This window comes from Enterococcus sp. HMSC076E04 (assembly GCF_001814285.1).
GTDB classification, from domain to species: domain Bacteria; phylum Bacillota; class Bacilli; order Lactobacillales; family Enterococcaceae; genus Enterococcus_B; species Enterococcus_B lactis.
The window spans coordinates 165,709-189,415 of record NZ_KV815632.1; the positions used below are offsets into that span (position 1 = coordinate 165,709).

The 23,707-nt window shown below is 39.7% G+C and carries 19 protein-coding genes and 1 other annotated feature (1 of these 20 cut by a window edge); of the genes, 15 read left to right on the forward strand and 4 right to left on the reverse strand.

All coding sequences use genetic code 11. From position 1 onward, the window contains the following. The first annotated feature begins 74 nt into the window (after window positions 1-74). Entirely contained in the window at window positions 75-662 is a 588-nt protein-coding gene (yihA, locus tag HMPREF2961_RS13360; protein WP_002297545.1) for a ribosome biogenesis GTP-binding protein YihA/YsxC, read from the forward strand. Window positions 663-738: 76 nt separating this feature from the next. On the opposite strand, the gene HMPREF2961_RS15470 is transcribed toward yihA, so the two are convergent. Continuing rightward, window positions 739-894, reverse strand: a complete 156-nt coding sequence (locus tag HMPREF2961_RS15470) for an SPJ_0845 family protein (RefSeq protein ID WP_002288488.1) — start codon at window positions 892-894, stop codon at window positions 739-741. A 136-nt stretch (window positions 895-1,030) separates the two neighbouring features. Between HMPREF2961_RS15470 and HMPREF2961_RS13370 the strand changes: the two genes are divergently transcribed. The 5 genes from HMPREF2961_RS13370 (at window position 1,031) to HMPREF2961_RS13390 (ending at window position 6,352) form a co-directional block, all read left to right on the forward strand. Continuing rightward, on the forward strand, window positions 1,031-2,359 hold the full coding sequence (locus HMPREF2961_RS13370; RefSeq protein WP_070705035.1) for a hypothetical protein: 1,329 nt from the start codon (window positions 1,031-1,033) through the stop codon (window positions 2,357-2,359). A 10-nt stretch (window positions 2,360-2,369) separates the two neighbouring features. After that, entirely contained in the window at window positions 2,370-2,579 is a 210-nt protein-coding gene (locus tag HMPREF2961_RS13375; RefSeq protein WP_002314851.1) for a hypothetical protein, read from the forward strand. Between the two features lie 160 nt (window positions 2,580-2,739). Next, entirely contained in the window at window positions 2,740-3,492 is a 753-nt protein-coding gene (locus HMPREF2961_RS13380) for a DeoR/GlpR family DNA-binding transcription regulator (protein WP_002297539.1), read from the forward strand. Beyond that, window positions 3,489-4,403, forward strand: a complete 915-nt coding sequence (pfkB, locus tag HMPREF2961_RS13385) for a 1-phosphofructokinase (protein ID WP_002314852.1) — start codon at window positions 3,489-3,491, stop codon at window positions 4,401-4,403. The genes HMPREF2961_RS13380 and pfkB overlap by 4 nt, the downstream gene beginning before the upstream one ends. A 17-nt stretch (window positions 4,404-4,420) precedes the next feature. Continuing rightward, the gene (locus HMPREF2961_RS13390; RefSeq protein ID WP_002306502.1) at window positions 4,421-6,352 is read left to right on the forward strand and encodes a PTS fructose transporter subunit IIABC; all 1,932 of its coding nucleotides are present in this window, start codon (window positions 4,421-4,423) and stop codon (window positions 6,350-6,352) included. A gap of 118 nt (window positions 6,353-6,470) precedes the next feature. On the opposite strand, the gene HMPREF2961_RS13395 is transcribed toward HMPREF2961_RS13390, so the two are convergent. Then, window positions 6,471-8,030, reverse strand: coding sequence for a ClC family H(+)/Cl(-) exchange transporter (locus HMPREF2961_RS13395; RefSeq protein WP_002314853.1), 1,560 nt, complete (start codon window positions 8,028-8,030; stop codon window positions 6,471-6,473). Window positions 8,031-8,184: 154 nt separating this feature from the next. Here HMPREF2961_RS13395 and pcrA point away from each other — a divergent pair, with 154 nt between their 5' ends. From pcrA to HMPREF2961_RS13435, 8 genes are all read left to right on the forward strand, one after another. Next, complete coding sequence (pcrA, locus tag HMPREF2961_RS13400) at window positions 8,185-10,422, forward strand: DNA helicase PcrA (RefSeq protein ID WP_070705038.1); 2,238 nt, start codon at window positions 8,185-8,187, stop codon at window positions 10,420-10,422. 16 nt (window positions 10,423-10,438) lie between these two features. Beyond that, window positions 10,439-12,475, forward strand: coding sequence for an NAD-dependent DNA ligase LigA (ligA, locus tag HMPREF2961_RS13405; protein ID WP_002306506.1), 2,037 nt, complete (start codon window positions 10,439-10,441; stop codon window positions 12,473-12,475). 105 nt (window positions 12,476-12,580) lie between these two features. Then, complete coding sequence (gene gatC / locus HMPREF2961_RS13410) at window positions 12,581-12,886, forward strand: Asp-tRNA(Asn)/Glu-tRNA(Gln) amidotransferase subunit GatC (RefSeq protein ID WP_002288477.1); 306 nt, start codon at window positions 12,581-12,583, stop codon at window positions 12,884-12,886. Continuing rightward, the gene (gene gatA, locus HMPREF2961_RS13415) at window positions 12,886-14,358 is read left to right on the forward strand and encodes an Asp-tRNA(Asn)/Glu-tRNA(Gln) amidotransferase subunit GatA (protein WP_002297528.1); all 1,473 of its coding nucleotides are present in this window, start codon (window positions 12,886-12,888) and stop codon (window positions 14,356-14,358) included. Before gatC ends, gatA begins: the two co-directional genes overlap by 1 nt. Beyond that, a complete protein-coding gene (gene gatB / locus HMPREF2961_RS13420) occupies window positions 14,355-15,785 on the forward strand; it encodes an Asp-tRNA(Asn)/Glu-tRNA(Gln) amidotransferase subunit GatB (RefSeq protein WP_002297526.1) in 1,431 nt (476 codons plus the stop codon). Before gatA ends, gatB begins: the two co-directional genes overlap by 4 nt. A 9-nt stretch (window positions 15,786-15,794) precedes the next feature. Further along, window positions 15,795-16,850, forward strand: a complete 1,056-nt coding sequence (locus HMPREF2961_RS13425; protein ID WP_002292050.1) for a diacylglycerol kinase — start codon at window positions 15,795-15,797, stop codon at window positions 16,848-16,850. 110 nt (window positions 16,851-16,960) lie between these two features. Further along, window positions 16,961-18,334, forward strand: a complete 1,374-nt coding sequence (gene rlmD / locus HMPREF2961_RS13430) for a 23S rRNA (uracil(1939)-C(5))-methyltransferase RlmD (protein WP_002314856.1) — start codon at window positions 16,961-16,963, stop codon at window positions 18,332-18,334. A gap of 2 nt (window positions 18,335-18,336) precedes the next feature. After that, on the forward strand, window positions 18,337-18,465 hold the full coding sequence (locus HMPREF2961_RS13435) for a 30S ribosomal protein S9 (RefSeq protein WP_002295229.1): 129 nt from the start codon (window positions 18,337-18,339) through the stop codon (window positions 18,463-18,465). Window positions 18,466-19,033: 568 nt separating this feature from the next. Here HMPREF2961_RS13435 and HMPREF2961_RS13440 read toward each other — a convergent pair. Together HMPREF2961_RS13440 and HMPREF2961_RS13445 are read right to left on the reverse strand one after the other, a co-directional pair. Beyond that, window positions 19,034-20,818, reverse strand: coding sequence for an ABC transporter ATP-binding protein (locus HMPREF2961_RS13440; protein WP_002314857.1), 1,785 nt, complete (start codon window positions 20,816-20,818; stop codon window positions 19,034-19,036). 14 nt (window positions 20,819-20,832) lie between these two features. Continuing rightward, the gene (locus HMPREF2961_RS13445) at window positions 20,833-22,554 is read right to left on the reverse strand and encodes an ABC transporter ATP-binding protein (protein WP_070705041.1); all 1,722 of its coding nucleotides are present in this window, start codon (window positions 22,552-22,554) and stop codon (window positions 20,833-20,835) included. A gap of 98 nt (window positions 22,555-22,652) precedes the next feature. On the opposite strand from HMPREF2961_RS13445, the gene HMPREF2961_RS13450 reads away from it, so the two are divergent. Further along, the gene (locus HMPREF2961_RS13450) at window positions 22,653-23,414 is read left to right on the forward strand and encodes a MerR family transcriptional regulator (protein WP_002314859.1); all 762 of its coding nucleotides are present in this window, start codon (window positions 22,653-22,655) and stop codon (window positions 23,412-23,414) included. 123 nt (window positions 23,415-23,537) lie between these two features. Beyond that, window positions 23,538-23,707: a binding site (T-box leader), on the forward strand (it continues 62 nt past the right edge of the window).

The window sequence follows — 23,707 nt, forward strand, 5'->3', positions numbered from 1 at the left end:
GGCTGCCGTAAAAGTCATTTTGGCTTTTACGACAGCCGCTTGCTTTATTCATCACCTTTTTAAGGAGAGAGACCATGAAAGTCCATCAAGCTGAAATCATCATAAGTGCAGTGGCACCAAAACAATATCCAGAGACACAATTGCCGGAAATAGCTCTGGCAGGGCGATCAAATGTAGGGAAATCTTCTTTTATCAACACATTGATTGATCGAAAGAATTTAGCGCGTACTTCCGGTAAGCCTGGAAAGACCCAGACCTTGAATTTTTATTTGATCGAGAATGCATTGCATTTTGTCGATGTTCCAGGATACGGGTATGCAAAAGTATCCAAAACTGAACGAGCAAAATGGGGAAAGATGATCGAGACATATTTAACGACCAGAGAACAACTACGTGCGGTCGTTTCTTTAGTAGATCTGCGCCATAAGCCTTCTCAAGAAGATATCCAGATGTATCAATTTTTGAAGTATTATGATATCCCTGTGATCGTTGTTGCTACTAAGGCAGATAAGATTCCTCGCGGTAAATGGAACAAGCACGAAAGCGAGATCAAAAAAGCATTGGATTTTGATCGTAATGACACATTTATTCTTTTTTCTTCCGTTACAAAACAAGGGAAAGAAGAAGCATGGGCAGCAATAGAACAAGCAATCGAATCATAAAAAGAATAAAAAAGACTTACTAGCCAAACTCTTCCATAAAAGTTTGGCTAGTAAGTCTTTTTTTGCAGAACTTATCTTACTTTTGTTTCTTGTCTTTTTTCTTTTCGTTTTGTGGCTGCGGTTTTAGAAACCGATCGATTTCTTCTTTTGGCGCAACTGTTTTTTCCGGATCGACAGCAAATGATTCGAAAAGTTTATCTAAATTGTCTGTACGTTCAAATTTCAATCCCATCGCGAACACCTCTTTGTTCCTTTTTTACTTAGTTTACCATGTAATACCTAAAATTGGTTTCTAAGACAAAAAGTTTTAGTTTTTCTTTATCATTCGTTATAATTGAATTATAAAAAGATTTGAAAGAGGTGAGAAAATGATTGGTGAAGATAAATTATTAATGACTATCCAGCTCACAGACTTAAATGAGGAAGAAAAAAAACAGGAAATAAGCGATTGGGCTGTTTTGACACGTCTGTTGATCCAGCCAACATTTATCCGCTCTTTCGCTCAACAAGCGGAGCCGTATGATCTTAGGAAACTGCAAGAAAAAATAATGCTCGCATCGGTAAGAGACGAAAGCTGGTTAGTTGTAGGGAATGACGAGAACGAGTGTAGTTTTCGTTTGGAAGGCAATCAATTGTTGATAAAAAATGTATTGGCTATCCCTGTTTTCAAAGAAAACCAGTTTTTGATTCGAGATTTCATTCAGAAAAAAATGATTGCCCATGGTGTGTTTGCTTATATGAGAGCTTATAGCGAGTTTATCTATCACAATACAAAACAGATTCCCCAGCGGCTGCTGTTTGAGACGATGGATGAAATCGAGCGTTTACCTAAAATGAAACAGAAAAATGGCGACGTAGTAGTGGATTGCAATAAATTTCCAGGCTACGATCTTTTTTATCAAGGCTTATGTTTTACCTCATGTTGGGAAATGTATTACAGTCACTATTACCATCAGATCATCCCCAAACCGATTTTTCTCGATACACAACAAGTAGAAAAAGTGAAAGAATTAGATAACGAAGTCATATATATCCAGCTTTATCGAGACCCATTCAATTGGCAAAAAACAAACAATCAGCTATTCCAATCCTATTTTAGAGACCAGCTTGGGTTTGACCACCTTGCTTGGGATAACGGCGTGGGATTGCTGAAACCACCATTTGTTGAATACATTTATACTGATCATACGATTCAATCTGTCCAGTATCAAAATGCGCAGATGCAACCTGTTCCCAAAAAAAATGCCTCGTTCTTTGTAACGAAAAGTTATGATATTCAAGGAGGAAATTATAAAGAAAGACGTGTTCGCGGAACACTGAATGCCCAGGCGTATTTTCCTTGGGTTGACGAGAATCGCGCGCGAATGATGTGCTATAAGATCATCGATCCGACTGTTGCTTTGGACAATGGAATCGAAGCGTATTGTTATTACATCAGGGAATATCTAGAAATAGAGGTAACAGATGAGAAATATCAAGATTATCTTTTATCATTAAGAATCTATGTTCCTTCTGAAGCACTGCCGGATTTACCGTTAAAGGAAATCAAACACAGACTCACTGATATTGCCTTCAAACGAATAAAGAAAAAACGGCGAAGTGTCCAATTTGATGTCAAGAAAGGCGAGAAGCATCTGCGTGTGCAGTTTTTAGATTATCGCGAATTAGAACAATTGATTACTTTACAAAAAATATGAGGTGAAGAAAATGGATAAACAACTTTATTATCGAATAATGGTTCCAGCATCATTATTATCCGTCTGTCTCTTTTTTGTTCCTAATTTTCCTATTCGATCAGTCATCGGTTTCTTGGTCATGTTTGGTGGGATGGGACTTTATTATTACCTTCTTCATAAGGAAAGAAAACCTGCTTCTGTTTATATGAAAAAAACAAGAAGCGAAAATAACAAACGATAAAACAGTTTGATAATAGTCAAATAAAGTAGGAAACCAGTCAAAAAAAGACTGGTTTTTTATTTTTTTGACCGATTTATAATTTTTTGTGAACGATTTTGACTGATTTGTATTGCGAGTCTAAAAAAAATATGCTATTATTTGTATTGAGGTGATCGTGAAAATGCTTACAGAGGAACGCAGACAAAAAATACTAGACTTGCTTGAACAGCAGAAAATCGTGAAATCACAAGACCTTGTAAACCTTTTGAATGCTTCAGAATCAACGATAAGGCGTGATTTGCAAGAGTTGGAGAATGGTGGTTTTCTAGAAAGAGTCCATGGCGGCGCTAAGAAAGAGCAATTATTGAATTTTGAGCAGAATATGAGTGAAAAATCACTCAAAAACGTTCATGAAAAACAGCAGATTGCCAAATTGGCAGCTGAAACCATTAATGACGAAGATGTCATCTATTTAGACGCTGGCTCTACTACTTTAGAAATGATCCCTTTTTTACAAGGAAAACAAATCACAGTGGTGACAAATTCCGTTCAACATGCGGCAAATTTAGTTGATTTGGAGCTTGCTACGATCATTTTAGGTGGAACGATCAAGCTGTCAACCAATGCTGTTTTAGGATCTAATGCGATAGAACAACTAAAACATTTTCATTTCAATAAAGCGTTTATGGGAATGAACGGTGCGCATATCGAGCAAGGATTCACGACACCGGATCCAGAAGAAGCAGCTGTTAAACGTTTAGCCATGAAAAATTCTGAAGAGACCTTTGTATTGATTGATCATACTAAATTCAGCCAGTTGTCTTTCACCTCTGTTGCACCTTTGGAAGCAGCCACGATCATAACCGAGCGTTGTCCATTAGAATTCATCAATGAATTCCGTGAAAAGACAACAATTAAGGAGGCAATACAATGATTTACACAGTAACACTTAATCCATCAATTGATTATATTGTACGCGTAGATGGGTTAAAAATAGGTGATTTGAACCGGATGAAAGAAGACTTCAAATTGCCTGGAGGAAAAGGGATCAATGTTTCCCGTATTTTGAAACGGATTGATTCTCAATCTACAGCACTAGGGTTTTTAGGAGGATTCACTGGCGAATTTATTTCGAAGTGGCTTGAAAAAGAACAAATCAAATCTTTGTTCACACACGTGCAAGAAGATACAAGAATCAATATCAAACTAAAATCAGATACTGAAACTGAAATTAACGGTTTAGGTCCAGCTATTTCAGACGAAGAAATCAATGAATTGAAGCAAGCACTAGGGACAGTAGAACAAGGAGATATCGTCGTATTGTCAGGAAGCGCGCCAGCCAGCCTACGAAAAGGATTTTATCAAGAACTGATTGATATCATTCGAGAAAAAGGTGCAGATTTCGTAATCGATACAACAGGTGATGATCTAAAAAATGCACTTGTTAAGAAACCGTTGTTGATTAAACCAAACAATCACGAATTAGCTGAGCTTTACAATACAACCTTCCAATCTGTAGAAGAAATCATTCCGTATGGAAAAAAATTACTAGCTGAAGGGGCACAGAATGTGCTGATCTCAATGGCTGGAGACGGCGCTTTGCTCTTTACAGAACAAGGAACTTATAAAACGAATGTATTGGTTCGCCCATTGAAAAATTCAGTAGGTGCAGGGGATTCAATGATTGCCGGTTTTATTGGTGCTTACAGCCGGACGAAAGATCCGATCGAAGCCTTTAAATGGGGAGTTGCTTGTGGAAGCGCAACGGCTTTTTCTGATGACTTGGCAGCTCGCGAACTGATTGATGAGTTATTGCCAGAAGTTGAAATCACAAAAATTGATTAGTTTCAAGGAGGATAATCATGAATATCAAGGATTTAATGGTCAAAGAAGCAATGATCATGGATTTGCAAGCGACTGATAAAAAAGGCGCGATCGATGAAATGGTTCAAAAAATGTTTGATGCCGGCCGGATTTCCGATATCGACACATATAAAGAAGGAATTCTAGCTCGTGAAGCACAAACCTCTACAGGTCTTGGTGACGGAATCGCCATGCCTCACGCGAAAAATAGTGCAGTCAAAGAAGCAACAGTTTTATTTGCAAAAAGCCAAAAAGGTGTAGATTATGAAGCATTAGACGGACAGCCGACTTATCTGTTTTTCATGATCGCAGCTCCAGAGGGCGCGAACGACACACACTTGCAAGCATTAGCAGCACTATCTCGATTGCTGATTGATGCAGATTTTGTAGCGAAATTAAAAGAAGCAAGTACACCAGAAGAAGTCCAAGACTTGTTCCAAACAGCTGAAGAGCAAAAAGAAGCAGAAGAAAAAGCAGAACAAGAAACACAAGCTGCAGAAGCTTCTGCTCATCCAGAAAGAAAATTCGTTGTTGCCGTTACAGCTTGCCCAACAGGAATCGCTCATACTTACATGGCAGAAGATGCTTTGAAGAAAAAAGCGAAAGAAATGGGAGTGGAGATCAAAGTCGAAACGAACGGTTCAGAAGGAATCAAAAACCGATTGACTGCTGAAGACATCGCTCGTGCAGAAGGCGTGATCGTTGCAGCAGACAAAAAAGTAGAGATGAACCGTTTTGACGGAAAAGAATTGATCAATCGTCCAGTCAGTGATGGTATCCGTAAACCAGAAGAGTTGATCAATCTAGCCCTTAGTGGTACTGCACCAGTATTCCATGGCGACGGAAAAGAAAATAGTTCAGAAGAAGGAAACGCGGATGGTACTGTCGGACAAAGAATCTATAAAGATTTGATGAATGGCGTATCACACATGTTACCATTCGTTATTGGTGGAGGAATCGCTATTGCTCTTTCTTTCATGATTGACCAATTTATTGGCGTGCCGCATGACCAGTTATCGAATCTGGGGAACTACAATCAAGCTGCTAGCTGGTTCAACCAAATCGGACAAGCTGCATTTGGGTTCATGTTACCGGTATTAGCTGGATTTATTGCTTCAAGTATCGGCGACCGCCCTGGTTTGATTGTTGGATTTGCTGCTGGTGCATTAGCTAATACAGGTGGCGCAGGATTCTTAGGCGCACTGATTGGTGGATTCTTGGCTGGTTATGTCATCGTATTTTTACGTAAATTATTCAAGAACTTACCAAAATCATTGGATGGAATCAAAACGATCCTCTTTTATCCAGTGTTTGGCTTACTGATTACTGGTTTCCTGATGTTGCTGGTCAATGTCCCTATGAAAGCAATCAATGATGCATTGAATGGTTTCTTGACAAGTATGAGTGGTTCGAATGCTGCTTTACTTGGTGCATTATTAGCTGGAATGATGGCGGCAGATTTAGGCGGTCCAATCAACAAAGCCGCTTATGTATTTGGTACAGCAACTTTAGCTACGACTGTTGCCACTGGCGGAAGTGTTGTGATGGCTTCTGTTATGGCTGGAGGAATGGTCCCTCCATTGGCGATTTTCGTTGCTACACGTTTGTTCAAAAATAAATTCAGCAAAACAGATCAAGATGCTGGTTTGACGAACATCGTGATGGGACTTTCGTTTGTCACGGAAGGATCGATTCCATTTGCAGCAGCTGACCCGATTCGTGCCATTCCAAGTTTTATTATTGGTTCTGCTTTAACTGGCGGATTAGTCGGTGCTTTCGGAATCAAATTACTGGCTCCTCATGGCGGAATTTTTGTTGTATTCTTACTGAGTCACCCAATCATGTATTTGGTGTTTATTGCTATCGGAGCAGTCGTCTCTGGTGTGATTTATGGTTTGTTGAGAAAAGCTCCTGCAGTAGCAGAAGCATAGAAATAAAAAGAAGAGACTGGGGAAATCCAGCCTCTTCTTTTTTTGTAGAGTCAAAGTAGTATAGATGAGTAGTATAGATGAATAGTTGTTGTGCCATAAAATAGTTCTTCTCGGTTCGTTAAAATGATTGCTTCAAATTTGTGATCGAAGATTTAGCCTCGATTTCTTGCTTGATTCTTGGTAAGTTTGCTTCATCAGTCAAGATTACCAAAATATCTCCTACATTCATGATCGTATCACCGTGAGTCAAGATTTCCTGATTTCCTCTGCGTATAGAGATTAGCAGCATATTTTTAGGCCAATTGAAGTCCCGCACCATTAATCCGTCTAAAGAACTCTCTGCCGTTACTGGAAAATCAAAAGTTGTCCTTGCACCTTTAAGAGCGGCGGTCTGATTATTTCCAAGTAAACGTTCCAACAATGATTCGTAGATCGGATTCCCTCCGAGAAGATCATTGACGATATAAGCAACAAGAGCAGCCAACCCTAAAGGCATCAGATGATTGAGAGAGCCAACCATTTCTGTCACTAAAATAATTGCTGTCAGCGGTGCTTTCCCAATTGCTGTGAAATAACCAGCCATGGCAATCACGACGAAATCCTTGATGTAGATTGGATCCATCCCGAAATCAACCATGATGTTTCCATAAAAGCTACCGATTAAAGCACCCAATGTCAATATCGGAAGGAAAATCCCTCCTGGAAGACCACCACCATAAGAAATCATGGAAAAAACGAATCGAAGAACAAACAAACCGATAATCATAATGATTGGCAATGAAGCATGTCCAAAAGCTAAAACGATTTGATTGCCTCCGCCTAGCGTACTAGGCCATAAATAACCAATCGGCAAAATCAGCAAGAAAGGAACGAATCCATGAAAATAAGCTGGTAAAGGCAATCGGTTGTAAAATTTTGGCAATGCCAGCAGGACCTTTTGATAAATAAAACCTAAGACGCCTAGAAGTACGCCTAATACCACCAAAGAACCATAATATTTCAACGGCAAAGAAGGAAGATCCCCTAGATATAAAACTGGTCTTAAGCCAAAAAAATAAAGAGAGACAAAGTTAGCCGTGATGGCCGCAGCAAAAGATGTCAGCCAAACAAGAGGAGAGAAGGAGTGATGGATTTCTTCTAAAACAAAGAGTAATCCTGCGATAGGAGCATTGAATGCTGCTGCAAGTCCGCTACTTGCTCCGCTAGAAATCAAAATCTTTTCTTCTGAAGATGGACTCCGAAACAATTGTCCAGCTCCTTGTCCGATAGCTGCGCCAAGCTGTATAGAAGGACCTTCTCGACCTAGAAAAAGTCCTGCGCCAACTGAAAGTACACCACCAATGAACTTTTTCCATAAAACAGAGAACCAGTTCATTGATAATTCCCCTCGAAGCTGTCCTTCTACTTGTGGAATCCCGCTTCCTTTGATATCCGGTTCATTTTTGACCAGATAACCCACAAAAAATGCTGCAAGGATGCAGCAAATAGCCATACCAACTAAGTAAATCGGCTGTTCCCGACTTATTTCATAGATGCTTCGAACAAAATCGCCTAACTTTTCGATCGATAAACGAAACAGGCTAACCACGATTCCTGTCAGTAGTCCAACGAATATTCCTTTTAGAATAAAATATATCTGAGTTTTATCTAATTTCTTGATTTTTCCTTTTTTTTTCATTCAAACGCCTCGCTTTCTTTTAATTTAGCGCGAAATCAACGAATTGACAAGGAGAAATCCATAAAAAGAAACAAATGATTTTGAATTAGCTAGTTTAATGAAAGCCAAGAAAATGCTATAATTAACAAGATTGATAAAAGAAAGGATGTTGTTAATGTCATCCAAAGCTGAATTATTAAACGGGATGAACCCCCGTCAGAAAGAAGCTGTTCTTCACACTGACGGACCATTATTGCTGATGGCAGGTGCGGGAAGTGGAAAGACGAGAGTGTTGACGCATCGCATTGCCTATTTGATTGAGGAAAAAGAAGTCAATCCTTGGAACATCCTAGCGATTACTTTTACCAATAAAGCTGCAAAAGAAATGAAAGAACGTGTCAATGCGATTCTCGCATCTGGAGGCGAAGATGTCTGGGTATCGACTTTTCACTCAATGTGTGTGCGTATTTTAAGAAGAGATGTTGATTTTATCGGGTATAACCGGAACTTTACGATCATCGACTCTTCTGAACAGCTGACCTTGATGAAACGGATACTGAAAGAACTGAACATTGACCCGAAAAAATATGATCCTCGCAGCATATTAGGAACAATCTCCCAAGCAAAAAATAGCTTGCAGACCCCTCAGGATTTTGCAAAAATGCAAGGCAGTTATTACGAAGAGATTGCGGCAAAATGTTACGCTGCTTATCAAAAAGAGCTTCAATACAATCAATGTATGGACTTTGACGACCTGATCATGAATACGATCCGGTTATTTGAAGAACATCCTGATTCACTCACATATTACCAAAACAAATTCCATTATATTCATGTAGATGAGTATCAACATACAAACCATGCACAGTATACGTTGGTCAATTTATTGGCAGGTAGATTTAGAAATCTATGCGTAGTGGGAGATGCAGATCAAAGTATCTACGGCTGGCGCGGTGCAGATATGCAGAACATCTTGGATTTCGAAAAAGATTATCCAGATGCTGCAGTGATTTTGCTGGAACAAAACTATCGCTCCACGAAAAACATTCTTAGCGCGGCAAACCAAGTCATTGAAAACAATAGCAATCGAAAACCAAAAAACTTGTGGACAGAAAACAAAGAAGGAAACAAGATCACTTACTATCGTGCAGATAATGAACGAGACGAAACTCGTTTTATCGTAGACCGGATGCAAGAAGAGATTCGAAGCAATCATCGAAATTACGGCGACTTTGCCATTTTGTACCGGACGAACGCACAATCTCGTGTAATGGAAGAAACCCTGTTGAAAGCAAATATTCCTTATAAAATGGTTGGAGGGCACAAATTCTACGATCGTAAAGAAATCAAAGATATTTTAGCGTATTTAAATGTGCTGGCAAATCCTCAAGACTCAATCAGTTTTGAGCGTATCGTTAATTCGCCCAAACGAGGCATCGGACCAGGATCTATCGAAAAACTACGCAGTTTTGCTTCTCTCCATGAATGGCCGCTGCTTGAAGCAGCCCAAAATGTGGATCTGGCAAATATCGGTGGAAAAGCAGGCCAGCAATTAGGTGCATTTGGAGAGATGATTCAAGAAGTCACGCAGATGATCCCATACTTGACAGTGACAGAATTGACGAAAGAGGTTTTGGATCGTAGCGGTTACCTGGAAGATTTAAAAATCCAAAATACATTAGAAGCACAAGCGCGCATCGAAAACTTGGAGGAATTTTTAACGGTCACACAAGAATTCGATAAGCAGTTCGAACAGCAAAATGAAGAAGATGCTGATGCACCAGAAGAAAAACTAACGGTCTTCTTGAACGATCTGGCACTTGTTTCTGACATTGACAATTTAGAAGAAGACGCTTCGCAAGTGACATTGATGACATTGCATGCAGCCAAAGGATTAGAATTTCCAGTTGTATTCCTGATTGGTCTAGAAGAAGGTGTTTTTCCTTTATCTCGAGCATTGATGGAAGAAAGCGAACTGGAAGAAGAACGTCGTCTCGCTTATGTGGGAATCACGCGAGCAGAAGAAGCGTTGTATTTAACCAATGCTTTCTCCAGAACATTATATGGACGGACGCAATATAACCGACCTTCTCGTTTTGTAGAAGAAATCGATCAAGAATTGCTAGAAATCGAGGGCATGCGTCCTACGCCTAAAAAAACACCTGTATTCGCTAAAAAAACAGCAGCATATAGCTATAAACAGCCAGAGACAGCGGTTGTTTCCTCTAAAAGTGCCACTGGAGGGGAAAAGAACAGCTGGAAACCTGGAGATAAAGTCAAACATAAAAAATGGGGACTAGGAACAGTCGTCCGAGTAAGTGGGACGTCGAAGGATCTAGAACTAGATGTGGCTTTCCCAAGTCAAGGAGTAAAACGTCTTTTGGCTGCCTTTGCGCCAATTGAAAAAGCTTAGTAGTGGAGGGTAAATGATGGAACATGAAATGACGATTGACGAAGCTGCTAAACGAGCAGAAGAACTTCGTACAAGATTGAACCAATGGTCTCGCGAATACTACGTAGAAGATAAACCAACAGTGGAAGACTATGTTTATGATAAAGAATACGCAGAATTAGTAGCAATCGAAGAACAATATCCTGATTTGATCACGTCGGATTCTCCCACTCAACGAGTAGGCGGAAAAGTATTAGAAGGGTTTGAAAAAGTCACTCATGATATTCCGCTTTACAGTTTGAACGACGTTTTCAGCAAAGAAGAGCTGATAGCTTTTGATCAACGTGTACAAAAAGCAGTGGGACGTGTAGTCGATTATTGCTGCGAACTAAAAATAGATGGTCTTTCCGTCTCTTTGCGTTATGAAGATGGGAATTTCGTTAGAGGAGCGACTCGTGGGGATGGGACTGTAGGAGAAAACATCACTGAAAACCTAAAGACTGTCCGATCAGTCCCAATCAAATTAAAAGAACCGATGAACATCGAAGTAAGAGGCGAATGTTTCATGCCAAAACGTTCATTTGTTCAATTGAATCAAGACAGAGAAGCAGAGGGAAAAGATATCTTTGCGAATCCTCGGAATGCCGCAGCCGGTTCCTTACGTCAGTTAGATTCTAAAATCACAGCGAAAAGAAACCTGGATACTTTCTTATACACAGTAGCTGATTTCGGTCCTATGGAAGCAAAAACACAGTATGATGCACTAGAAGAGCTAGAAAAAATAGGATTCCACACGAATCGGGAAAAACGTCTATGTCATTCGATTGACGAAGTATGGGCATACATTGAGGAATATCATGATAAACGTGTAGATTTGCCCTATGAGATTGATGGGATCGTCATCAAAGTGAATGAGTTCTCGCTGCAAGATCAACTTGGCTTTACTGTCAAAGCACCACGATGGGCAACAGCTTATAAGTTTCCCCCAGAAGAAGTTGAAACACTGATCGAAAACATCGAATGGACAGTCGGACGAACGGGGGTAGTGACGCCAACGGCTATCATGACGCCGGTCCGAGTAGCAGGAACGACAGTAAGCCGTGCCAGTCTGCATAATGGGGATTATATCAAGTTGAAGGATATCCGCTTGAAAGATACAGTTCTGATTTATAAAGCGGGAGATATCATTCCAGAAGTTTCGCAAGTCGTGTTGGATAAACGACCTAAAGACAGCGAAGAATACCAATTACCTACACATTGCCCAGTTTGTGGAAGTGAACTTGTCCATTTGGATGAAGAAGTAGCGCTACGGTGCATCAATCCTAAATGCCCTGCTCAAATGAAAGAAGGCTTGAATCACTTTGTCTCAAGAAATGCGATGAATATCGACGGGTTGGGCCCACGTGTGCTTGAACAGATGTATGACAAAAAACTAGTCGCAGATGTTGCTGATCTTTATAAATTGACAGAAGAAGAGTTATTGACGTTGGACAAAATAAAAGAAAAATCAGCAAATAATATTTTGACAGCAATTGACAACAGCAAAGATAATTCGGTCGAGCGGTTGATTTTCGGATTAGGAATCCGACATGTCGGAGCGAAAGCAGCAAAAATTTTAGCAGAACATTTTGGTGATCTAGAGACATTGAGTAGAAGCGACTATGAGTCGATTATTGCGCTTGATACGATCGGTGATATCATTGCCGACAGTGTAGTCACTTATTTTAGTAACGAAGAAGTCCATGAATTGATGAATGAATTAAAACAAGCAGGCGTCAATTTCGAATACAAAGGGCTTCGAAGTACCCAATTGCAAGAAGTCGAGTCGCCTTTTAAAGAAAAAACAGTAGTCCTTACTGGTAAACTAACACGATTGACTCGTGAAGAAGCAAAAGAGACGATCGAAAATCTTGGCGGGAAAGTGACTGGTAGCGTATCGAAAAAAACGGATATCGTGGTAGCAGGAGAAGATGCTGGCAGCAAGCTAACCAAAGCACAAGAATTAGGAATCGAAGTTTGGACAGAAGATCAAATGGCAGAAGCATTGGCTAAAAGCCACTCAGCAAAAGAATAAATATTGAGTTTTTTCAGACAAATTTCAATAAATAATTTCAGACAGAGCACTCTTATGTTAAAATAGAGAGCAAAGTTTTTAACTCGTTTAGAAAGAAGGGGTAGTATGGCGATTAGTGAAGAACAAGTGAAACACGTTGCCAAATTAGCAAAACTTGCGTTCGCAGATGAAGAACTTGCAAGTTTTACCGACCAATTAGGTAAAATCATCGATATGGTGGAAATGCTGGAAGAAGTAGATACGGAAGGTGTTCCATTTACGTCGAATGTTGTCGAAACAGTAAACGTGATGCGACAAGATCGGGCGCAAGCTGGATGGAACCGGGATGAATTATTGAAAAATGTGCCGGAAACAGAAGACGGCTTTATCAAAGTACCCGCAATCATCGATAATGGGGAGGCTGGCGCATAATGACAAAATTACACAATCGTTCTCTAGAGGAACTACATCATATGCTTGTATCAAAAGAAATCACTGTACAAGATTTGACAAAAGCAACATTTGAACGAATCAAAGAAACAGAGCCTGAGATCGAAGCATTCATCACATTGAATGAAGAAAAAGCATTGGAACAGGCAAAAGCTTTAGATGAAAAAGGGATTGATGAAAGCAACATCCTTGCTGGAATTCCGATTGGGATCAAGGATAATATCGTAACAAAAGATATCTTGACAACCGCTGCATCTAAGATTCTTTACAATTTTGAACCAATTTATGATGCAACGGTCATGGATAAAATCTATCAAGCAGATATGATCCCTGTTGGTAAACTAAACATGGATGAATTTGCTATGGGCGGAAGTACAGAAACTTCTTATTTCAAGAAAACAAAAAATGCTTGGGACCAAACAAAAGTACCTGGGGGCTCTTCCGGTGGTTCTGCAGCAGCAGTAGCAGCTGGACAAATCCCAGTTTCTTTAGGTAGTGATACGGGGGGAAGTATCCGCCAGCCAGCAGCTTTCAACGGCATTGTAGGAATGAAACCTACTTATGGCCGTGTCTCACGTTTTGGTTTGATTGCCTTTGCTTCATCTCTTGACCAAATCGGACCAATGACCCGTACGGTGAAAGATAACGCATTAGCATTAACAGCTATCAGTGGTTATGACGAAAAAGACGGTACTTCTTCAGGCGTTTCAGTTCCTGACTTTGCAGAGGGACTGACCGGTGACATCAAAGGAATGAAGATTGCTTTACCTAAAGAATACTTAGGCGAAGGTGTGGCCCCTGGCGTAAAAGAAGCTGTATTGAAAGCAGCAGAAACATTCCGTTCATTAGGTGCTGTTGTGGAAGAAGTCAGCTTACCTCATTCAAAATACGGTGTGGCTGTTTATTATATCATTGCCTCATCAGAAGCAAGTTCCAACTTGCAACGTTTCGATGGTATCCGCTATGGTTATCGCTCTGAAAACGTGAAATCATTGGATGATGTATATGTCAACTCACGTTCAGAAGGATTCGGTGAAGAAGTAAAACGCCGTATCATGTTAGGTACATTCTCATTAAGTGCGGGTTATTATGACGCTTACTTCAAAAAAGCAGGACAAGTCCGTACATTGATCAAACGAGATTTTGAAAAAGTCTTTGCAGATTATGACTTGATCATCGGACCATCTTCACCAACAGTGGCATTCGGAATCGGTGAGAACATCAACGATCCAATCACGATGTACATGAGTGACATCTTAACGATCCCTGTCAACTTGGCTGGACTTCCAGGTATGTCTGTACCGGCAGGATTGTCAGAAGGATTACCAGTTGGATTGCAGATCATCGGTAATTATTTTGATGAAAAAACGATGTATCAAGCGGCATATGCGTTTGAACAAGCAACAGAATTCCACACACAACAACCAGCTATTTTAGGAGGGAAAGACGAATGAATTTTGAAACAGTCATTGGACTAGAAGTCCACGTCGAGTTGAAAACCAACTCAAAAATTTTCTCTCCAGCGCCAGCTCATTTTGGTGCAGAACCAAACAGCAATACAAACGTGATCGACTGGGGTTATCCAGGCGTGCTGCCAGTAATGAACAAAGCTGCGCTGGAATTCGGGATGAAAGCAGCTTTGGCATTAAACTGCGAAATCTCTAAAGATACTCATTTTGACCGGAAAAATTACTTTTACCCAGATAATCCGAAAGCATATCAAATTTCCCAATTTGATCAACCAATCGGTCATGACGGATGGATCGAAATCGAAGTAGAAGGCAAGAAGAAAAAAATCCGGATCGAACGGGTCCATTTAGAAGAAGATGCTGGGAAAAACATGCATGGTATCGGCGGCTATTCTTACGTTGATTTGAACCGACAAGGCACGCCTTTGATCGAAATCGTTTCTGAAGCTGATATGCGTTCACCAGAAGAAGCATACGCTTATCTAGAAGCATTACGTTCAATCATCCAATTTACAGAAGTCAGCGATGTGAAAATGGAAGAAGGTTCTATGCGTTGTGATGCGAATATTTCTCTCCGCCCTTATGGACAAGAAGAATTCGGTACGAAAGCAGAATTGAAAAACTTGAACTCTTTATCTTTCGTGAAAAAAGGTTTAGCTTTTGAAGAAAAACGTCAAGCAAAAGTTCTTCTTTCAGGAGGAGAAATCCAACAAGAAACACGCCGTTTTGACGAAACAACGAATAAAACAGTTTTGATGCGTGTGAAAGAGGGTTCTAGTGATTATCGTTATTTCCCAGAGCCTGATATTCCGAAATTCGTGATCGATGACGAATGGATTCAAAAAGTAAAAGCTAGTTTACCTGAGATGCCAGCTTCTCGTCGCGAACGCTATATCCGTGAATTTGGTCTTCCAGAGTATGACGCAATGGTATTGACACTTACAAAAGAAATGTCTGATTTCTTTGAAGCTGTTTTGGAAAATGGTGCAGATGCCAAGCAAGCATCTAACTGGTTGATGGGTGAAGTTTCTGCTTACTTGAACAGTGAGAAACTGGAATTAGCTGAGACAAAATTGACACCTGAGAACTTAGCAGGAATGATTCGTTTGATCGCCGATGGAACGATCAGCTCAAAAATCGCCAAAAAAGTCTTCCGTGAATTGATCACAAATGGCGGAGAAGCGCAAGAAGTTGTTGAGAAAAATGGTTGGGTACAATTATCTGATCCTAGCAAACTTCTTCCAATCATTAATGAAATCTTGGATAACAATCAACAATCTGTCGATGATTTCAAAAATGGAAAAGATCGTGCGGTTGGCTTCCTAGTCGGTCAAATCATGAAAGCAACTAAAGGGCAAGCAAATCCTGGTGTCGTGAACAAGCTGCTTAAAGATGAATTAGCGAAACGCTAGAGGCTGAAAATGAAAAAAGCACGCGTAATTTATAACCCTACCTCGGGAAAAGAATTATTAAAAAAAAATTTGGCGGATATCCTGCAGGCATTAGAAGAAGCAGGATTTGAAGCCAGCGCCTATGCCACTACACCAGAACCTGATTCAGCCAAGAATGAAGCACGCAGAGTTGCAGAACTAGGTTTTGATCTAGTAGTGGCAGCTGGGGGCGACGGAACGATCAACGAAGTGGTCAATGGGATCGCTCCGCTTGAACACCGTCCTAAAATGGCCATTATCCCAGCCGGTACGACGAACGACTATGCTCGAGCATTAAAAATTCCTAGAGATAATATTAAAGCAGCAGCAGAAGTAATAAAAAAACACCAAACAGTAAAAATGGACATCGGTCTTTCTGATAGCAGTTACTTCATCAATATCGCTGCAGGCGGCTATTTGACAGAATTGACTTATGAAGTTCCATCAGAACTAAAGAGTATTTTTGGTTATCTTGCCTACCTTGCGAAAGGAGCAGAGATGCTACCTCGAGTAAAGCCAATCAAAATGCGCTTGAAGTATGATGAAGGGGAATATATCGGAAATGCTTCGATGTTTTTCCTAGGGCTGACGAACTCTGTTGGAGGATTCGAACAGATCGCGCCAGATGCCAAATTGGATGATGGCAAGTTTTCTTTGATCATTGTGAAGACAGCAAATATCTTTGAGATCTTGCATATTGCGGCACTCATGCTGAATGGCGGTCGACATGTCGATGATCCAAGAGTAATCTATACCAAAACAAGCAGTTTGTTCGTCGAAACAGAAGATGATATCAATCGACCAGTAATGATCAACTTAGATGGTGAATATGGCGGGGAAGCACCGATGCATTTCCAAAATCTTCATCAACACATTGAGTTCTTTGCCAATACCGATCAGATTCCTGATGAAGCAATCACAGGCACAGATGAAGAAGAATTAGAGGTTGTCAGCAAAGAATTCGTAAAAGAAGTCGAACGTTTAACGGATGAAGATATCGACGGTGACGGAAAAATAGCAGACGAAACACCTAATCAAAAGAATTAATCAAAAGCCGGTGCTGAACGTAGTAAGGTCAGTGCCGGTTTTAGTTGTGTAATTAGCTGATTTATAGTAGAGTTCAGTAGGATTGAAAAATAGGCTTAAAGGAGCAAAATATGACAGAACAGCAAATAGTAAAGAAAAACGAACGATATACAGTCGAAATCGTCGACTTGAGTTATGAAGGAATGGGGGTAGCAAAAATCGATGGTTATCCATTGTTTATCGAAAATGCACTCCCTGGAGAAGAAGTAGAAATACTAGTAGTGAAAGCAGGCAATAAGTTTGGGTATGGGAAAGTCGAAACATTTATTACACAATCTCCTGATCGCCAGCCTGTAGAAAACAATGCATTACTTCGCACAGGTATCGCACCTTTAGCTCATTTGAAGTATGAACAACAGCTTGTCTTCAAACAAAAACAAGTAGAGCATGTAATGGCGAAGATTGCTAAGATGCCAGAAGTTCCTGTACTTCCAACTGTCGGAATGGCAGAACCATTCGGCTACCGTAATAAAGCACAGATCCCTGTTCGCCGTATCGATGGACAGTTAGCCACCGGTTTTTACAAAAAGAATAGCCATGATCTAGTCCCTATCGAAGATTTTTATATCCAAGATCCTGTCATCGATCAAGCAATCAAAGTAGTCAGAGATATCTTGCAACGGTTCCAAGTACGAGGATATAATGAAGAAAAAAATGAAGGACAGCTTCGTCACATCATTATCCGTCGTGGTCATTATTCCCATGAAATGATGGTCGTTTTAGTTACTCGTAAAGAAAAATTCTTTAAATCCAAGGAAATTGCTGAAGCCATTCATGAAGAATTGCCAGAAGTGGTTTCGGTCATCCAAAATATCAATGAAGAAAAAACAAATGTGATTTTAGGAGACAAAGAAAAAGTTTTATATGGCAGAGACTATATCGAAGATCAGCTATTAGGAAAAACCTATCGAATCTCAGCAAAGTCATTTTATCAAGTAAATACTCAACAAGCAGAGTATCTGTACCAAACAGCCATCGAGTTTGCTGAGTTAGATAAAAAAGACATTGTGATCGACGCTTATTCAGGAATAGGTACGATTGGCTTGTCTTTAGCAGACAGAGTGGATAAGGTGTATGGGATGGAAGTTATTCCAGAAGCAATTGAAGATGCACAGTTCAATGCTTTAAATAATAAAATCGAAAATGTTCATTATGAAGTCGGAAAAGCAGAGAAAGTCATGAAAAAATGGCAAGAAAAAGGGATTAAACCATCTGTGATCGTAGTTGACCCTCCACGAAAAGGATTAGATCATCATTTTATTGAATCAGCAATCGAAATGTCACCAGAACGAATCGTCTATATCTCGTGTAATCCGGCAACTTTTGCAAGAGATGCTAAGTTATTTGCAGAAGCAGGTTATGCCGTGAAGAAAGTTCAGCCTGTAGATCTTTTCCCGCAAACCCATCATATCGAATTAGTCGCTTCATTCGTTAAAGGAGAATAAAAATGGACCAAAAAGAAAAAATGAAAGAATTGATCAAAAAGAAACAAGGTGGAGGCCGATCCAAACAAATGGAAACACCTAAGAATGATCGTAAAAACATGAGAAAAGGCCCTAAGATCTTTAATAAGTAATATGGTTAAAAATGGATGGGGAACGATGATCTTGATGATCGTTCCCCATCCTTTCGCTATTTAAATCCTCATACACTTTGTTTTATATTCTTGAAAATGATATAACCTAAAAAAGATAAAAAAAGAGTGAATAAATGCCGCTATACTCCACATTTTTGGTAATTCAATCGGCTGTTCGTGAAAAAGTCGTTGAAAATGAGGGGTTAAAAAAGTCATGATGACAAAAGAAACAAGAAATTTAGCTGCATTTAGAAAAGCTTAGAAAAACTCATGAAAGCCATCAGAATTGCTCCTGCTGACTGGAAAGCTACATACGAGGCCATTCCAAAATATTTAGCTGATTGCATTCAGATATTTTAACATTTTTTGTGTTCAACCAGTAATGAGACAAAGAGGCTGGGACAGAAGCGTTTAACTCCAAGAAATAAGAAGGAATTCACGAAAATTGCTTTTCAAATCTTTGTGAATTTCAGCTTATTTCCGAAGGAGTTGCTTCTGCTTCCGCCGTTTATACGTGTTTAGAGCGTGAGACAAAAGTGTTCTTTACTTTTGTCCCACGCTCTTTTGGCTATGCTACCTGAAATTGACTATTATAAAGGCTAGCATAAAGCGTTGGTGCTTGGAGTAATTCAGAATGCGTTCCTTTTTCGACGATATCGCCGTTTTTCATTACAAGGATCATATCTGCATTTTCAATCGTTGACAAACGGTGCGCGATGACAAAACTTGTCCTGTCTTTTGTCACAGCCTCCATTGCTTGCTGGATCAATGCTTCTGTTCGTGTATCTACACTAGAAGTTGCTTCATCTAAAATAACGACAGGGGGATTTGCCAGAATGACCCGTGCAATTGTTAATAATTGTTGCTGCCCTTGAGATAACGTACCATTTTCGCTAGAGATGATTGTATCATATCCCTCTGGCAGTGTTCGAATAAAGTGATCACATTGCGCGATTTCAGCCGCTTCGATAATTTGTTCTCTCGTGGCATCCATTTTCCCATAGGCAATATTATCGGCCACTGTTCCTTCAAACAGCCAGGTATTTTGTAAGACCATCCCAAAAGAACGGCGTAGTTCTCCACGCGAAAGCTTAGTAATATCGCGGCCGTCAAATTCGATCTTTCCTTTATTCAGTTCATAAAAACGCATCAGCAGATTAACTAAAGTCGTTTTTCCTGCACCAGTTGGTCCAACGATCGCCACAGTTTGTTTTGGTTTTACTGAAAAATCAACTTGATTCATCAATATTTTATCCGATGTGTAACCAAATTGTACATTTTTGAAAGCTATTTTTCCTTTCGGTTCTTCCAAAAGTTTTGCTTCTGGTAAGTCCGGAATTTCATCTGTTTCATCTAATATCTCAAAGATCCTTTCGATTGCAGCCATTGCGGATTGGATCGAGTTGATCACATAAGAAGCAGTGGAAATTGGTTCAGAGATCTGATTGATGTACTGAAGGTAAGCTTGTAAGAAGCCAATCGTTACACCGCCAGAAAGAACGAGTATAGCACCGAATACCGCACTTATGATGAAGGCGAGTTGATTGATGAAACGGATTGCCGGATAGATGGCAAAGTTCATAAATTGAGCACGTTTAAAAGCATTGTATTGTTTTTTGTTTACTTCATGTATAGAAGCTTCTGCATGAGCTTGCTGATTGAATGTTTTGACCACTAGATTACCAGCTAATATTTCTTCCATCCGATTATTCAAGACACCTAGTTCATATTGGTTTTGTTCAGAAATCTGTTTGTTTTTATTCGCAATTTTAGTTGTAACAATTGAACTTCCGACGATCAGCAATAAGACGAGCAAAGTAAGCTTGCTTTCGATATAAAACAGCATTAGACCAGCAGCAGCTATTGTTACGACAGAAGTGAAAAATTGATTGATACCTGTCAATAACACTTGAGAAAGCTGATTGAGTCCGGTAGTCGTTCGACTGATGATGTCGCCGACTTGATGATTATCAAAAAACGACATCGGTAACGTTTTGAATTTTTTTGTGATTTCTTTTCGCACTCTCAATGTGATCTTTTCGCTTAATGCTGCCATTGTACGTTCTTGGATAAATGAAGCAACACTGCTTAGGACTGAACAGCCGATCAGCAATAAGACAGGGAACAGCAATGCCTGTTTGATATCACTGAAAGTAAGCTGTCCAATACCTGTTTTTCTTATTTGCGACAACAAATCATCAATCCCGATTCCCATGATCAGGGGCATGGCTACAACTAATAGGTTGCCCAATAAACTGCATAGAAACAATCCGTAAAAATATTTATGTTCAGGTTTGATCATTTTCCAAAAACGTATCAAAGCGCGTGTGTTTAACGTTTTTTTCTTTTCCATCGAATCCCTTCTTTCTATATTCCTTGTGATTTGGCAAATTCCTGATATGTTTGACAATTAGACAATAGTTCTTCATGAGTACCTTGTCCTACGATTTTTCCTTCATCTAAAACAATGATGTTATCTGCTTGTTGGATCGTACTGAGACGTTGAGCAACAATCACGAGAGTTTTCTCCGACATGTGTTTATGGAGTGCTGCCCTTAATGCTGCGTCTGTTTTATAATCTAAAGCGGAAAAACTATCATCGAATACATAGATTTCTGCTGGTTTGATCAATGCTCGAGCAATGCATATCCGCTGTTTCTGTCCGCCAGAATAATTAGAACCACCTTGAGCAACAAAGCTATCTAATCCATCCGGAAGAGTGTCCACTAGTTCTTCTAATTGGGCGATCTTGATCGCTTTAGCCAATTCTTCTGGTAAGGCATGTTCATTTCCCATCTGCAAGTTGCTTAAGATCGTACCGCTGAATAAGAAAGCTTTTTGAGGGACATAACTGATGTGTGAGCGGATCTGTTCCTGTGTCATTTGAGTAAGAGGGATACCACCAAGGGTCACTTTTCCTACAGTAGGATCACTTAGTCTCAAGAGAAGTTTTGCTAAACTGCTTTTTCCAGATCCGGTCCCGCCAACGATCGCCGTTGTTTTTCCTTTAGGTATTGTAAAATCAATATCTTCTAGAACTGGATCAGAAGTTTCAGTATATTTGAATGTGACATGTTCAAAAGCTGCTGCATTTGTCTGAGCAAAGGATGGTTTAGCAACTGTTTGGATCGTCTCTTCTTTAATTTCGATCTCTGCTTCGAGTATTTCTTCTATTCGTCGTAAAGAGGCGAATGATTTAGGGATAATGACCAGTACCATGGCTGCAATCATCAAATAAGCAAGTGTCAGCATAGAGTATTCCACTACCGCGGTCACGACCCCGATCTGTAACGTCCCGTCTGCCACAAGATTTCCGCCAAACCACAAAATAGAAGCATAAACGATTCCCATGAGTAAAAAAGCAATTGGAGTGACCCAAGCAAAGATTCGGTTCACTTTGATCATTTGACTAGCATAATCTTCAAAGGTCTGATTCGTTCGCTTTTCTTCATATGATTGATTATCAAAGGCACGGATCATATTGATCCCCGTAAAGAATTCTCTCAATGTGATGGTGATCCGATCCATTTTTGGTTGGATACTCAAAGATAAAGGCGTTCCTCGTTTCATCAGTCGGTAAACGATCCATACGTAAAAAACAACAGAGAGTAATGTAACCCATGTAAGCAATAGAGAATAACGAAACATCATGAGGATGGTGAAAAAGCAAATAACTGGTGCTGGTAAAATCATTTGGCAAAATAAAACAATCATTTGCTGGACATTATCGACATCATTCGTCATTCTTGTCAAAAGAGATCCAGAACTGAAACGGCTGATATCCTTCATTGACAGTTGTTGGAATTTACGGAAATATTTCTCCCGTGTCTGGAATCCAAACCGAGCGGATGCCAACGCTGAAAAGTAACTAGAGGCAACTGCAGCGATCGTTCCTAGAAATGCTACAAGTAGCATTTCAACGCCGATTTTCTTGATAACAGAGGCTTCGCCACTTGCTATACCTGTGTCGATCAGTTTGGCTACTAATTTTGGTACACCTAATGTACCGGCGATTTGTAAACAGATCATCACAAAGGTAAGGAGAGCGAGTCCTTTGTTTTGCTGTAAGAATTTTTTTAAGATAGTCATATTATTCCTCCTTTTTCCTGATACTTTTCGATTCTATACCTTCAAGTAGCTTGAAGGTCAATAGAAAAAAGAATAAACTAGAAAAGAGGTGAGAAAAAATGAAAAAAATGTACACGATCGGCCAAGTATCAGAACTGTTCGATTTGCCAAAATCAACGATTCGCTATTGGGATGAACAGGGTCTGATCCGGTCAAGCAGACAGGAAGAGAATGATTACCGCTTGTTTGATATCGACGATATTTTTATGCTTTATGATATTGTTTTTTATAGAAAATTAGATATACCGATCAAGCAGATGAAGAATTTATATGGTAAAACGCTGACGGAGTTATATGAGACACTTGATGAAACAGAAAAAAGAATCCATAAAGAACTATTGATAATGAAACAAAAACAGAAAGAGATAAGGGCGCGAAAAAAACAGTTGAAATTGATGATCGATACAAACGAGGAAGAATTTCCTATAGAAGAGATCCCTTTTGACTGTATGATCTCAACGGAATTTGAGGATATTGTGGAAATAAAACAATTTCTACCGAACTATTCGAGTTTTGGAATGATGAGTATGCCAGCTTCCAGTTCGCAAACGATGTACGGCTTTTTTATCGACCCTAGTGAGATACATTTATTTTCCCAAGATGTGATTTGGAAGAAAAAAGATACGACTATTTATCGCCGGTTTTTATTGAAATCTGAGATGAACCATGCGGAACGTAATAATATCTTAGAAGTCAGAGAAACAATGCATGAAAAAGGGTGGGAAACAGGAGAAGTGATCGGACAATATCTATTGACAAATACGGACGAAAACAATATCAGAATTGAATATTATCATGCATGGATGGAAATGAAAAAATAGGAAAGAAATATTTAGGATAAGTGGATTGAATGGATGAAAATGAAATAAGAGAGAAACTGCTCGATTTTTTTATTAAAAAAAGATTGACAAAATGAAACGAAAGTGGGATATTAATTAGCAAATAATGAAGCGTTGAAGAGAAGAGTAGCTGATCGGAAATAAGTACAGAGACCTTGGTAGGTGAGAGCAAGGATTGTTTGGTCAGTGAAGATGAGCTCTGAGTTTTTTGGATTGTTCACGCAATCTAAACGGTAAAGCGACCGATAACTCGCCGGGTATACAATCTGTACCGA

Excerpts from the sequence above, each read along its gene's own strand:
- yihA (WP_002297545.1), top strand. The coding sequence starts at position 75 with ATGAAAGTCCATCAAGCTGAAATCATCATAAGTGCAGTGGCACCAAAA.
- HMPREF2961_RS15470 (WP_002288488.1), bottom strand. The coding sequence starts at position 894 with ATGGGATTGAAATTTGAACGTACAGACAATTTAGATAAACTTTTCGAA.
- HMPREF2961_RS13370 (WP_070705035.1), top strand. The coding sequence starts at position 1,031 with ATGATTGGTGAAGATAAATTATTAATGACTATCCAGCTCACAGACTTA.
- HMPREF2961_RS13375 (WP_002314851.1), top strand. The coding sequence starts at position 2,370 with ATGGATAAACAACTTTATTATCGAATAATGGTTCCAGCATCATTATTA.
- HMPREF2961_RS13380 (WP_002297539.1), top strand. The coding sequence starts at position 2,740 with ATGCTTACAGAGGAACGCAGACAAAAAATACTAGACTTGCTTGAACAG.
- pfkB (WP_002314852.1), top strand. The coding sequence starts at position 3,489 with ATGATTTACACAGTAACACTTAATCCATCAATTGATTATATTGTACGC.
- HMPREF2961_RS13390 (WP_002306502.1), top strand. The coding sequence starts at position 4,421 with ATGAATATCAAGGATTTAATGGTCAAAGAAGCAATGATCATGGATTTG.
- HMPREF2961_RS13395 (WP_002314853.1), bottom strand. The coding sequence starts at position 8,030 with ATGAAAAAAAAAGGAAAAATCAAGAAATTAGATAAAACTCAGATATAT.
- pcrA (WP_070705038.1), top strand. The coding sequence starts at position 8,185 with ATGTCATCCAAAGCTGAATTATTAAACGGGATGAACCCCCGTCAGAAA.
- ligA (WP_002306506.1), top strand. The coding sequence starts at position 10,439 with ATGGAACATGAAATGACGATTGACGAAGCTGCTAAACGAGCAGAAGAA.
- gatC (WP_002288477.1), top strand. The coding sequence starts at position 12,581 with ATGGCGATTAGTGAAGAACAAGTGAAACACGTTGCCAAATTAGCAAAA.
- gatA (WP_002297528.1), top strand. The coding sequence starts at position 12,886 with ATGACAAAATTACACAATCGTTCTCTAGAGGAACTACATCATATGCTT.
- gatB (WP_002297526.1), top strand. The coding sequence starts at position 14,355 with ATGAATTTTGAAACAGTCATTGGACTAGAAGTCCACGTCGAGTTGAAA.
- HMPREF2961_RS13425 (WP_002292050.1), top strand. The coding sequence starts at position 15,795 with ATGAAAAAAGCACGCGTAATTTATAACCCTACCTCGGGAAAAGAATTA.
- rlmD (WP_002314856.1), top strand. The coding sequence starts at position 16,961 with ATGACAGAACAGCAAATAGTAAAGAAAAACGAACGATATACAGTCGAA.
- HMPREF2961_RS13435 (WP_002295229.1), top strand. The coding sequence starts at position 18,337 with ATGGACCAAAAAGAAAAAATGAAAGAATTGATCAAAAAGAAACAAGGT.
- HMPREF2961_RS13440 (WP_002314857.1), bottom strand. The coding sequence starts at position 20,818 with ATGGAAAAGAAAAAAACGTTAAACACACGCGCTTTGATACGTTTTTGG.
- HMPREF2961_RS13445 (WP_070705041.1), bottom strand. The coding sequence starts at position 22,554 with ATGACTATCTTAAAAAAATTCTTACAGCAAAACAAAGGACTCGCTCTC.
- HMPREF2961_RS13450 (WP_002314859.1), top strand. The coding sequence starts at position 22,653 with ATGAAAAAAATGTACACGATCGGCCAAGTATCAGAACTGTTCGATTTG.